This is a genomic window from Desulforamulus aquiferis, assembly GCF_030577015.1.
Lineage (GTDB): Bacteria > Bacillota > Desulfotomaculia > Desulfotomaculales > Desulfotomaculaceae > Desulfotomaculum > Desulfotomaculum aquiferis.
Genome location: NZ_JARPTC010000011.1, coordinates 1 through 12,859, shown reverse-complemented (window position 1 = coordinate 12,859; position 12,859 = coordinate 1). Strand labels below are relative to the sequence as shown.

The window sequence follows — 12,859 nt, the reverse complement described above, 5'->3', positions numbered from 1 at the left end:
ATTTACTCCATTTATCTTACGATACGCACATTTAAGATGTAATGATATTTCTCAGTTTCCTGCGAATGATTTTCCCCGAGGTAGTTTTAGGTAATTCTGGAACGTAGATGATTTTTCTCGGATATTTGTAAGGGGCTGTGTTCTGTTTAACGTGACTTTGCAGCTCCTTTGTCAGTGCTTCTGACGGAGTATAGCCATCACGCAATAATATTACTGCACAAACAATCTGGCCCCGTATTTCATCAGGATGGGCGATAATAGCACTCTCCATGACAGCAGGATGCGTATTTAGAACGCTCTCTATTTCAAAAGGTCCGATACGGTAGCCGGAGCATTTGATCATATCGTCATTGCGACCCACATACCAATAGTATCCATCTTTGTCTTCAAAGGCGATATCGCCGGTATGGTAAATTCCTTCCTGGATAGGATCAATCATTTCACCATTTGCATAGTAAGCCGAGAGTAACCCAAGCTGATTCTTGCCTGAAGCGAATATCACAACTTCACCTTCTTCACCCTGATTACACAGACTCCCGTCTGGATGAATCAGGGCAACCTTATACAAAGGAGATGCCTTGCCCATGGAGGAGGGACGTACAGGTATCCACTGAAATGAACAGGCGATAGGCGTACCTTCGCTCTGACCAAATCCCTCGTGAATATAGTGTCCGCTGATCTTATGAAACTCGCTGTTTACTTCTCCCGAAAGGGGTTCTCCTGCCGTGGAAAACCATTGGATTGACTCCACATGCCTTTTTTCAATTCCGTCTCGCAGCAGGAAACGGTACATGGTGGGCGGGATGCATAGTGAAGTGGGTTTGAAACGTTCCAATGATTTCATTAGATTATGAGAGTCAAAGCGAACGGGATCATAGGCAAGTATTGCACTGCCGCAAATCCACTGGCCGTAAATATTACCCCAGCCAAATTTTGCCCAGCCGCTGTCTGATTGGGTAAGGTGTAAGCCGTTATTCTGTACGCACTGCATATATTTTGCAGTTACAATATGTCCCAGGGGATAGGTTCTGTTATGAATGGCCATCTTTGGATAGCCTGATGTACCCGATGTGAAATAAATAATCATTTCATCATTATTGGCCAGGCCGCTGTAATCCTTCCATTCTTCGTATTTGATATATTCACGATTGAAATCCTGATATTGCTGCTGGGGTCCATCTCCTACAATAAGGATATCGATAATAGACGGGCATTTTTCTTTCAAATTCTTAATCTGTTCAAGTACGAAGCTGTCATTCAAAGCGATAACCAGTTTTGCTTCTGCAGTATCAACACGGTAAAGGATATCCCTTTCTGTAAGCTGAATGGATGCGGGCACTGTAACAGCACCAATTCTGGCCATTGCAATTGCGCAGATCCAATATTCATATCGTCTGCGTAATAGAGTCAGAATACGATCACCGGGCTTTATACCAAGGGAAATAAAATAAGCTGCCGCTTTTTTTGATAACTCAGCTAATTCCGAAAAGGAAAAGCTCCTCTCAAAACCCTCATCATTACAATACACAAGTGCCCTTTTATCAGGCTCATACTCCGCCCACCTGTCTACTATGTCCCTTGCAAAATCAAAATCCTCAGGAACTTCAATTTTAAAATTTTCTTTAAAATCTTCGTAGCTTTCAAATTCCGTTCTCGGTAGGTAGTTTCTAATGAGTTCCATTTTCGCCTCTCCTTAAAAATGATTACCCAGAAAAACCCGGCCAAAATTCTAAGTTAGCCTGATAAAAAAAATAGAGCCATTCATCCCATATTAGGACGAATGGCTCGTGTTACCACCTAACTTCGTATAGAAGTGTTACAACTATACCTCATACCAGCACGGATTTTTATCGATGCCGTTTCCCTTTTATCGGTGGGAATTTCCGTCAGAGTCTACTTAAAACAACTAACTAATGTCGTTTCTTTCGGTCTGCAGCTCCAAGACTACTTCGTGTATTTCCCCGACAAAGCGCTTCCACCGTCCGCTTCTCTCTATGCTCGGTCAAAAATACCTACTCCTTCTTTTCATAGCTTTTCTTCCTATTCAATTTACCGCATCGGGTTAGGATACATTATATAGCAAGTTTGTTAAATTTTCAATAAATTATTTCAAATCCTCCTAGTTCTATACAATTATACATTTCTAGTTGTTATTAATCAAAAGAACTCAAAAGATAAACACCCAAATAATTACAACTGAATAATATATTGTCAAATATACTTTGGAGGAATCTAAATGGGATACTATATTACTGTAGAACCCGGTATAAATGTTTATGTTGAGGATCTCAACCCGGCAGGCCACAGGACAATTCTACTAATTCACGGTTGGCCCGGAAACCATAATCTGTTTGAATACCAGTTAGAGCAATTACCAAAAATGGGGTATAGGTGCGTAGCAATGGACTGTAGAGGATTCGGTCTATCAGACAAACCATGGTCTGGTTACGACTATAACCGTTTGTCCGATGATATCCGCTGTGTGGTTGACGCACTTAAATTACAAAATTTCACCTTGGGCGGACATTCTACAGGGGGAGCGATTTGTGTCCGATACATGGCCAGACACAATGGCTATGGGGTATCAAAGCTTGCTCTTTTTGCTGCAGCGGCACCAAGTCTTATCCAACGTCCATATTTCCCATATGGTCTAAATAGAGAAGCTGTGATTAACATTATTCAAGGCGTTTATACAGATCGTCCCAAAACACTGAGAGATTTTGGGAGTATGATCTTCCATAATTATGTTAGCGAACCATTGTCTGATTGGATTTTCTATTTAGGCCTGCAGGCAGCCGGTTGGTCTACTGCAGCTATTGCCAACACATGGCTGGATGAAGAGGGCTTATTTAACGACTTGAAAACAATTAAAGTTCCCACTCTGATTCTTCACGGTATCAATGACCAAGTATGCCTATTTCCATTAGCTATCGCACAGAATAATAGTATTAAAAATTCCAAGCTTGTACCCTTTGAGTCATGTGGGCATTTCTTGTTCTATGACCAACGTGAAAGATTCAACGAAGAATTAATAAAGTTTATTGAAGTATAAAATTCATAAAACTGAGTCATTTAAATCAATCCCACCTTTCTATATTGAAGGCGGGATTTTTCAACTGATCCTTCTGGGGAAATTACTACTTGGTTGTGTAAATATGATTATTAGCTAAAATAGATATTCGTTATGGTTATGTATCTTATAGTTACTTTATTTTATAACTTATTTTCATATAATTCATTACCCTATTGATGATAAACTTTTAATTAGTATTGTTTTAAAATCAACTTCTATTTTATCAATTTAGGAGATCAGCAATGGTTAATTTAGATATTAATTATGCAAGAACTATAAAAGAGGAAAGTTTATCTAAAACCCGTGAGCAAAAAGTTAACGGACAAAAGGTTGTAGGAGTTTACTGCGCCTTTACTCCCAGGGAGTTAATTATAGCAGCAGGAGGAATATCGGTATCCCTTTGTGGATCTTCCGATGTGCCAATTCCCCTAGCCGAGCGACATTTGCCACGTAATATGTGTCCTTTAATAAAATCCAGCTATGGTTACGCCCTCGGCAATACCTGCCCTTTCTTTGACTTAGCAGATATTCTAATTGCGGATGCTACCTGCGATGGAAAAAAGAAGATGTTTGAATTGCTAGATAAAATAAAACCTATCTATGTGCTGCAATTACCCAGCACCGCTGATGGTGAAAATGCATTAACCACCTGGATACAGGAATTAAATAAACTAAAAGCCCACCTCGAAAAAGAGTTAGGAACTGAAATTACAGAGGATAGCTTAGTGTCTGCAATAGGTTTATATAATCAATATAGAAGGGCAAAACAGGATCTTTTTGAGTTGAATACAGGAAAAATTCCTTTATTAACTGGCCGTGAAATTACTACAGCAATAAGCAGCGGTGGTTTGGAAATAGATATTCCCGGCCATATTTCAAGAATGAAAAGGGTAATTGACTTCGCCAAAATAAGAGGTGGAGTTGGCTCTGGCCCCAGGATATTATTAACTGGTTGCCCAACTACTTCTAGAAAGGTACTTAATTTAATAGAAGAATCAGCCATTGTGGTTGCAATGGAAAACTGTGGAGGCCTTAAGTCAATTATTGAGCCAGTAAATGAGGATAACAACCCAATGCTTGCACTGGCTCAAAAGTACCTAAATATTGCCTGTCCTTGTTTATCCCCCAATCATCGTCGGTATGAATTACTTTCACAACTGGCAATACAATATAGCGTTGACGGAATCATCGATCTTACCTGGAGATCCTGTCACACTTATAATATTGAGTCTCAACCATTAGGAAAATTCATTAGGGATGAGCTAGGCATTCCCTTCCTCCAAATAGAAACTGATTATTCTAAGTCCGATATTGGTTGGCTAAAACAAAGAATAGACACTTTCATAGATATGATTAGATAACATTGAAAGCACTATTTGAGGATTTAAGCCTAAAAAACCAGATTTCCTTAGACTACAGGAAATCTGGTTTTTCCTTTATTGTTACGGCTTTGCAAGCAACATCTGCGTTTTGTTGGTGGACCTCAAATATAATTTAGGAAAGTGAGCCTCCTAGACCTTCGTCTAAATTACAATAATCTCCACTTCAACTACTTCAACCTCAACTACTTCAACTTCAACTACTTCAACCTCCGTGACTTCTGTAACTTCAGTAACCTCTGTAACTTCAGTAACTTCTGTAGCCTCTGTAGCTTCTGTTGCTTCTGTTTGTTGTTCCTGCTGTTGTTCCTGTTGCTGCTCCTGCTGTTGTTCCTGTTGTTGTTCTTGCTGCTGTTCTTGCTGCTGTTCCTGCTGCTGTTCCTGTTGCTGCTCCTGTTGCTGCTCCTGCTGTTGTTCCTGTTGTTGTTCTTGCTGCTGTTCCTGCTGTTGTTCCTGTTGTTGTTCTTGCTGCTGTTCCTGCTGTTGTTCCTGTTGTTGTTCTTGCTGCTGTTCCTGCTGTTGTTCCTGTTGCTGCTCCTGCTGCTGCTGTTGTACTGGGGGTTCGTCCGGATTTATAGGTTCCTCCTGTTCCGGGTTTAATTCGGCCTGATTCTGCTGAGCAGGCTCCATCTTTCCTTTTATCCATTCACGAATTGTTTGTGCCAATCCCTTCCCTTTCCAGAATTGACAAATTATATCGGCAAAGGTATAGAACAAAATGGTATATCCGGCATAGGTCATGATCTCAAGAAATATGGGAGTCGAATAGCCGCCTGTAGGTGAAGGGGGTGGATTCAATGAACCGGAATAATTTGGTTCTGTGGGTTTTGTCCCACCCTTTGGCCAAACCTTTGCGCTGAAGGAAGGTGTTATAACCGTTGTTTTATCAGTAGGTTGTGGAATATAGAATTTAAGCTCACCATTTGAATTGTTTAGGGTATCACTCCAAGTAAGTACCGGATTGTTAAACACCCATCCCTGAAGTGTTTGCCCGTTATATACAATAATGCTGTCTTCATTCGTTCTTCCTCCAATTACCTGAAAAGCAGGTCCTGTTGCCCATTTCCCACTGTCATCCTTCTTATATGTGTAATAATTGCCCGACCATGAAAGTAGATAAGAAATATCGATCTTTCCAACCCAGTTTGGCTTTTCAGGTTTGGTGCCGTTCTTTGGCCAGTGGTATCCTGCAAACTGCTTAACATTTGAGCCCTGCGGTGTATACACGGTGATGATGGCATTAAAATTATTATTGTCATCACTCCAGGAAATCACAGGATTATTAAAAGCAAAATTCTTTATCTCCACGCCTCCGACACTGATCTCCGATTGCCCACCAGGTTGTGTCCCAATGATAATTACTTCAGGGCCGGAACTGTCGTTGAGTACAGATTGATAATACCCACTCCAGGGAGAGAGATATTTTGCATCATAAGCTCCATACATATTGGGAGCTACAGGTACGGAACCCCCTTTAGGATAATAGGTTCCCGAAAAGCTTGGGTTTTTACCATCCGTGCTTTGATAGAAGGTTAATGTGGCATTTGAATCATTTCCATCGGCTTCACTCCAGGATAAAACAGGCGTTGCATATTTGAAGCTTTTTATTTCAACACCACCGTAAAACACCTTGGTGCTGCTTAAGTCCTGCCCTGCATTTATAACCAGTTCCATTCCGGGATTGAAGTTGCCCTGGCTATCCTTTATCAATGTCGAATAGTAGCCATTCCAAACTTTCATAAAGCTGGTATCAAGAGTCCCCGAAAAATTGACATCAGTAGGTTTATCTCCGCTCTGCCAGACATATCCTGAAAAACTGGCAGTATATCCGTTGCCGTCGTTATTGGGCTTCATATAGAAGCTGAGTACGGCATTTGAATCGTTCCCATCTTCGACTTTCCATGATAAAGTACCATCATCGTAAGTATAATTTTTAACCATTACAGTACCGAAGGTTACGCTGTCGTTTGCGGCATCAATCTGAATAGCCTTTCCTGTAACCCAACTGCTTCCGCTTTTCATGAATGTCTTATACAACCCTTGCCATACAGATAACGGCGACGTATATGAATCCGCTTCTCCATAGGAGTTGTTTTGGGTGGGCTCACTTTGTGACGGATACCATATTTTACCCTGCAGCAATCTCTGAGTATGCTGAGTATCCTTCCAGGAAAATGTCAGATTTGCACTGACAGCATTACCATCTGCCGAACTCCAGCTTAAGACCCCATTCTGGTAATTGAATTTCTTTATATAATAGCCATTGTAATATATCTGACTCTTATACCAGGTTTCATCGCCGACAACAGCTATTTTGCAGTTATCGAAGTTCATTGTATAAACACCGCTCCAGGGAAGCAGGCTGGATGAATCGAAAGCAGACTGCCCTGCAACAATATCCTCCAGGGTAGTATCAAACCCATTTTGCCGCAGCCAGTTATTTACGTCCTTTTCACCGTCGGGTACTACACCATACTTGGAGAGAACATCATTCCACTGGTTAGCAAAGGTTGGAGTAGTATAAAGCTTATTTAGGAAGCTGTTTATAACCTCCTGGGCATCTGGTTTGGTCAACACCCTTAACCGCCATGAAGGAGGGTTAATTAATTTTTTCTTCAGGCTGCTGGTCAGGTCATTTTCTTTTTCCAGCATCTGTGTGGGACTTTTCCTGTATTCGTGGTATTTCTTGGCATTACTGCTCAACTCAATCATAAGCTTACCTGTTTGCGTTGCTACCGTGCGCTTGTAATCACCGGGAACCTTGAACAATTTTAATGCCTTTAGAGCTTTTAATTCATCCTCTCCGTAGTGAAATCTCATTTCACGTTTAAATGGCTTATCCGGAATTTTCAGTCCCAATTTTTTATAAATCTCCACATTTGGCATTTGCTCTACCTTTGGAGCCAGATACCAGGTGGATAGCCCGGTTATTTTTTTTGCATTGTCAGGATTATAAAGATCTGATAGCTTATATTTCTCAATTACAGGCTGCAGGGTGCAAAATACCGGTGCAACATAATTAATGACTTCGTAATCTTCACCGTAAATCTCAATCAGATAGTCCAGCAAAATATTCAAATTGTGATTCAGATAACCTCTCCTGCGAAAACCTGAGTCTAAAACACAGCCTACCTGCCACAAGACAACATGCTGATCTGTATTTATTGTCCGCTTCCTCAAAAGCAAATCTGTTGATTCAAAGGTTTGCAGCCCTGGAAAAGAGGGATCAATTCCAATATCGGCAAACAAGCAGTCCAATGCAGAGATTGCAGGCAGCATTTTTGCGTGGAATCCTTCTCTTCTTGCAATATTGATAGCCCTGTGAGAGGGATCGACAAAGACTCCCGGATGACCGTAAAATACCCCCACTACATTAAAGCCCAGCCTCAGGTGGTACAGCAGTACCTCAGACATTTGGACGTATGTATGATACCTAATTTTGCTATCGCTGTACAATACATAAAGATCCATAGCGTCGGGGCGCAATGTCTGTATATACAATTCGCCTGGCGCATCGGCAATGCAGTAAAATACCTTGTCTGCCGCCTTGATATGTGCTATTGCCTCCATGCTGAAATGTCCGACCTGCATTCCCGAACCGATAATATAAAGACTTCCATTTTTAATTGCAGTCTTTGTAGGAATTTCCGGAGTATCAGGAATACATCTGGTGAGGCTTTCCCATTTTTTTCTTTCAAGCCTCTCCGGGTGATTTTCTGATAATTTGACAGTTATTGTTTCGTCAGGGTGCTCTCCATCCTTGTGGAAAGATCTTATAGGTACACCGCCCAAGGGTTTTACTGTTGGTATAAAACGTTTTTGTTCATCGGTATAAGCTAATTTGAACGCTTTACCATTAAAATCAGCCTCATGATACAAGAGAAACTCATCGGACATTATGATGCAGGACCTTGCTCCTACATTGATATTCCGTTCAAAATTAGAAAACTTTGTTGTTTCCCATATCCTGCCCTGATAATTCTCTTTTTCAAACAAGACTATTCCTTGCTCCGGCAGAAGCCGGATGGAATAAATATTATCCTTTGCAAAATCTTTACTGAGTGAGTAAATAACAGGTTTGGAATCTTTCAGACTTAAAATAGCACAACTGCCACTATAGTCACGATTGTTGTAAAGTAACCATTGCCCTCCTTCAATAGCTATTTGACTGATTGAAACTCCATGCACCCTGCTTTGACTTTTTTCGACAGTCATTGGATTTTCCTTGTTTACCGGATCATGATAAATCAGTAGTTTTTGCATTTAGCCCACCCCTTTCTAAATTTAATTGAAAATATATGAACAGCTATATAGACCTTCGCTCAGCCCTTGCTACCTGTGCCCAATGAATTCCTTACATCCGCTGAGCTTCTATCCCTCCCTCCTCCTTTTTGGGCGTAATCAGCCTTAATCCTTTTATAACAGTCCTTCCATCATCACTCTTCAGCCAATTGATAATGCTTCTGGCACTGTGATCCTTTGGCAAGTCCCTTCGTACCACTGCATAATAAGCATCAGTAAGAGAATATGAACCATCAGCTATGGCTTCTTCAGTGGGAACAACACCTTCAAATGCGAGCAGCTTCAATTTAGAATCTATTCCAGTGATATCTCCCATGTTTTTTAAATAGGTGAATAGAGTATATCCAAGTGCATAGCTGTTTGTAGGGTTACCATTCAATCCACCATTATGGTAAAAGGCCACTTGCTCCAGCATACCCTCCATGGTTAGCTCCACATAGTTTTTCCGTATGGCAGAATGCATTTTTTTACCGTTTAAAACGAGGTTATCCATCTGCGATTGACTACCGCTGTCCGAATTTCTACAAATCGGAACAAGCTCCCGATTAGGACCGCCTATTACATTCCAATTTTTAATTCCATAATTGAGATATATGCTGCGAACCTGCTCCATGGTCAGGTTTTCAGTATTATTTTCTATAGGAGTAATAAATACCAGTGCCTCCGCTGCTATCGGGAAAAATTCAAGCTTTACACCTGCGTCCTCTGCAAGCGCCAGAACATCAGAAGATGCATAGGGAACAATTATCATATCTACTTCACCGTTTATCAGTAATTTATAAGACGGTACTGTTTTTGATGCCGTTTCAGGAAAATTGTCATTTTCATTATTTTGATACATGGCTTCATTGATTGCCCTAACAATTGAAAGCGTTGATGTAGAACCATCAATTCTCGGATAGTCTTGGTGAGTAATTCCAAGTTTATCAGCAGTATCAGTCATGAGATTTGAATTTTCTTTATCAGTTGCATTATTAGTGGGCATATCTGCACCTTTGGTGCAAGCTACAAATGATAAAGCCATCAAAATAATTAACAAGATTAATAAAATTTTCCTCATTAAATATTACCTCGCCAAAATTACATATTTTATTTTTCTGGGTTAGGGATCGTTGAAAAAATTGTATTCTTATTAGCAGGTGTTAAAATTAATATTCCAGGTGCCGGACATGATCAGGTTTGTTCAGCTGATACGGCCCAAGGCATCAATTTAGACAACTTTAATGAATTTGCAAATAAATGGCTTATGTCTTATGCAAGTAAAATATCTGAAGGAGTAGAAGGAGCTATTAATAGTGTAGTATTCAAAGGAGACGGGGAGAAAGACAGGCTTTTTCAGCTTCATTCTGCAAAACTATTAAATAATGGCATCTTTTTCTTAGTTGTTGCCATTCCCGAGTCATCAATTAATCCCAATGCTATTAGACAATGTGAGATTGTTATAAGCTCCTTAAGCAACATATAGCCATCACCTTACACCTCTTATTTGATTAATCACTTTTCTTTTACTATCTTCCGAAAAATATATCGAAAGAATCTTCTTATCTGTTCGCCAATAAAATTTGCTGCCATCCTAAAAACCCTTATCATAATTATCAGTATAATGAAAATAAACAGGAATTTTAATACATAAAGCAACGTATCCACTATACTATACCCCTTAACATTAATCGAAAGATTGTTCTCGGTTACTCCAAAATATTGATCAAGGAATTTAATTATAGCGTTGATTTCCATATTCTAATTAACACAATGATGTAATATAACTAATTAGTCCGGCAGAAATGGTATAAATAAACAATTTTATATTGGTATTACTTAGTACCATTTGTCAATCAGTTTAGAACTTAACCTTAATAAGATAAGCTATTTCTTTGGAATATACTTTAATGAACTGAACTCGAACCTTTGATGGTTATCAAAGATACCTGACTCCTATTCAGAAACCTTATAGGTAGTGCACTTGTACCCAAACCACTGTCGATATAAAGCTTCTTGCCATGTTCAAGGTTGTAAATCCCCTTTTGTAGTTTAGGAAACAGACCTTGCCCAGGTGCAACAATACCTCCTATCAGTGGAAATCTTACCTGTCCCCCATGAGTATGACCACTTAGAACTAAATCGCCAAGTAGATATTTTTCTTCTACAATCCCTGGGGAATGTGATAGTAGTACCGTGAAAAATTTATTATTAATACCTTTAGCAGCAAGACCTAGATCTGAATGGTCGGTGTGAAAATCGTCTACTCCACAAATATTTATACTGGTATTCTTAATACCGACTGTAGTATTGCTATTATTTAAGATTAGTACATGACGCTTTTTTAACCCGAGTAAGAAATCTACATTTCTGTCATTGTCCCACTCATGATTACCTGATACAAAAAATACATGAGGAGTAACCATTATCAGTTCTTCAACGAGCTTATAAGCGTTATTAAAATTACTGGTATTTCTATCTATTAAGTCACCAGTTATGACAATAATATCTGGTTCCTTAAGTTTGATTTGGTTTAATAAGTTAGTAGTAAAATCCTCCCCATGGACATCAGATACTTGTAGGATTTTAAGACTTGTGCCTTGAGGTAACTTGTTGGTATTAAAGTTTACTTCAGTTATCCTTGGATAGTTAACCTCAAAAAACATCTCACCAAATAATATTAATATTGCCAATATAATTAAAATAAGAACTTCCATTCTTTAACACTGAACCTCCACAACCCACTATTCTTAACTATCCTTGCTTACAGTAAATATAATAAATTGATCTCCCATTCCTGCATAGGGAGTAATATTTTACGAAATCTTAAAGTGATAAGTGATTACTTAATATATGCTTGGCAAACCATTGGTTAAACAGATAATCTATGGCTTAACAATTTTTTAAAATAATTCGTTTTACTACTGTTTCTAATTCAAGTTCAAGATTTTCCTCAAGGGAATAAAATTTATTATTTAATTCTCCTAACAAATCATCATGAACTCCATCTTCCCATGAATTGATAAGTTCATTTCTCTTATCTGAATCTTTTGGTGGTTTTCCATTAGGGAATAATTCGTTTGTCTTAACTAAAATATCAAGCACCTCAACAGCATGAAGTCTTTGCAGGTCTACCATTGTGTCTTCTAAATAGAATGCATAAGAATTGTAGTAAAAGCTAATGATTCCACCGTTATTCACGCTGTCTATTAGACCTCTTATATTGAACCATAGTTTTTCATCAGGAGTAAGTCTATCATATCCTTCTGAATTTTGTTTTTCACAAAGCCTAAACCAACTCTCTTGCCAATCTTCATTGTTTAATCTACTCATTTACTCCCTCATCTCAATAAGATACTTGCTTTAAATTCTAAGCAGTGTATTTTTTCCTTTTCACAGCAAACTGTCCTTTAGTTTAATACTGCCAATTATTTAGCCTAATGGGTATATGGATTATGGGAAGTTATTATAAACCCACTTATGGTACGTTCACCGTATCTGCAAATAAAACCTTAGTTGGTAAAGCTAAGTCAGGTTCTCATTTTGGTGCATATCAGATTGATCTCCTGTTCCAAGAATCAGCGGGTAGTTTACTGTTGTTGCCAATAGCTCCGTCCCCTTGACACGCCTAAATAACCTGCAAGAGCCAGGTGACTCCTGTAATTTCACTTTCCAACTCTTCACATTCAGCCTGTTGACTTCTTATGTATCCTTCAAAAATGTTCATTTGCTCAGGATAAAGTATCTTTAATTCATTGGCTCGCCTAACAATATGGGCTTGATTTATTCTATTAATTTCAACCAGTTCAAAATCATTAATTGCCTTCTCAGCAATAAGCTTAACTCCTGTCTGCTGAAAGACTTGATGCCATTGCTTCTTTGAAGGGTACCTTTCTTCAGAACCCTCACCACTATAGGCATCATCAATAATTATGTATCCTCTCTTTTTAATTGTACTTTTAAGTTTTAGTATTGTTTCAATTGAATTTCCTAGCACATCTCCCACAGCACCAAGAATAACAATGTCATAATCTCTTTCAACCCTTACAGATTGATTAATGTCTTCAACAATAAACTCGCATATCTTCTCTACAGAGTATTCTTCAGCCTTACTCTTTGCGTAAGC

General features: G+C 39.0%; 8 protein-coding genes and 1 other annotated feature. Of the genes, 2 read left to right on the top strand and 6 right to left on the bottom strand.

Annotated elements, in window-relative coordinates:
- Nucleotides 1-31 precede the first annotated feature (31 nt).
- Nucleotides 32-1,681, bottom strand: a complete 1,650-nt coding sequence (locus tag P6N53_RS07930; RefSeq protein WP_304542302.1) for an AMP-binding protein — start codon at nucleotides 1,679-1,681, stop codon at nucleotides 32-34.
- Nucleotides 1,682-1,769: 88 nt separating this feature from the next.
- Nucleotides 1,770-2,038: a binding site (T-box leader), on the bottom strand.
- 198 nt (nucleotides 2,039-2,236) lie between these two features.
- Between P6N53_RS07930 and P6N53_RS07925 the strand changes: the two genes are divergently transcribed.
- Together P6N53_RS07925 and P6N53_RS07920 are read left to right on the top strand one after the other, a co-directional pair.
- Nucleotides 2,237-3,052 (top strand): alpha/beta fold hydrolase, encoded by an 816-nt coding sequence (locus P6N53_RS07925; RefSeq protein WP_304542301.1) that lies wholly within the window; start codon nucleotides 2,237-2,239, stop codon nucleotides 3,050-3,052.
- Between the two features lie 263 nt (nucleotides 3,053-3,315).
- Nucleotides 3,316-4,434, top strand: coding sequence for a double-cubane-cluster-containing anaerobic reductase (locus P6N53_RS07920; RefSeq protein ID WP_304542300.1), 1,119 nt, complete (start codon nucleotides 3,316-3,318; stop codon nucleotides 4,432-4,434).
- Nucleotides 4,435-4,596: 162 nt separating this feature from the next.
- Here P6N53_RS07920 and P6N53_RS07915 read toward each other — a convergent pair whose 3' ends face one another.
- The 5 genes from P6N53_RS07915 to P6N53_RS07895 form a co-directional block, all read right to left on the bottom strand.
- Nucleotides 4,597-8,715 carry a beta/gamma crystallin-related protein gene (locus P6N53_RS07915; RefSeq protein WP_304542299.1) on the bottom strand — a complete coding sequence of 1,373 codons (4,119 nt, stop codon included), beginning with the start codon at nucleotides 8,713-8,715 and terminating at the stop codon, nucleotides 4,597-4,599.
- A 91-nt stretch (nucleotides 8,716-8,806) separates the two neighbouring features.
- Nucleotides 8,807-9,814, bottom strand: a complete 1,008-nt coding sequence (locus tag P6N53_RS07910; RefSeq protein ID WP_304542298.1) for a PstS family phosphate ABC transporter substrate-binding protein — start codon at nucleotides 9,812-9,814, stop codon at nucleotides 8,807-8,809.
- An 826-nt stretch (nucleotides 9,815-10,640) separates the two neighbouring features.
- On the bottom strand, nucleotides 10,641-11,450 hold the full coding sequence (locus P6N53_RS07905) for a metallophosphoesterase (RefSeq protein WP_304542297.1): 810 nt from the start codon (nucleotides 11,448-11,450) through the stop codon (nucleotides 10,641-10,643).
- A 175-nt stretch (nucleotides 11,451-11,625) separates the two neighbouring features.
- Nucleotides 11,626-12,066, bottom strand: a complete 441-nt coding sequence (locus tag P6N53_RS07900) for a DMP19 family protein (protein WP_304542296.1) — start codon at nucleotides 12,064-12,066, stop codon at nucleotides 11,626-11,628.
- A 295-nt stretch (nucleotides 12,067-12,361) separates the two neighbouring features.
- The coding region (locus tag P6N53_RS07895; protein WP_373323022.1) for a hypothetical protein at nucleotides 12,362-12,859 on the bottom strand (498 nt) is incomplete at its 5' end.

Bases quoted from the DNA above. Each gene is read 5' to 3' on its own strand.
- P6N53_RS07930 (WP_304542302.1), bottom strand. From the start codon at position 1,681: ATGGAACTCATTAGAAACTACCTACCGAGAACGGAATTTGAAAGCTAC.
- P6N53_RS07925 (WP_304542301.1), top strand. From the start codon at position 2,237: ATGGGATACTATATTACTGTAGAACCCGGTATAAATGTTTATGTTGAG.
- P6N53_RS07920 (WP_304542300.1), top strand. From the start codon at position 3,316: ATGGTTAATTTAGATATTAATTATGCAAGAACTATAAAAGAGGAAAGT.
- P6N53_RS07915 (WP_304542299.1), bottom strand. From the start codon at position 8,715: ATGCAAAAACTACTGATTTATCATGATCCGGTAAACAAGGAAAATCCA.
- P6N53_RS07910 (WP_304542298.1), bottom strand. From the start codon at position 9,814: ATGAGGAAAATTTTATTAATCTTGTTAATTATTTTGATGGCTTTATCA.
- P6N53_RS07905 (WP_304542297.1), bottom strand. From the start codon at position 11,450: ATGGAAGTTCTTATTTTAATTATATTGGCAATATTAATATTATTTGGT.
- P6N53_RS07900 (WP_304542296.1), bottom strand. From the start codon at position 12,066: ATGAGTAGATTAAACAATGAAGATTGGCAAGAGAGTTGGTTTAGGCTT.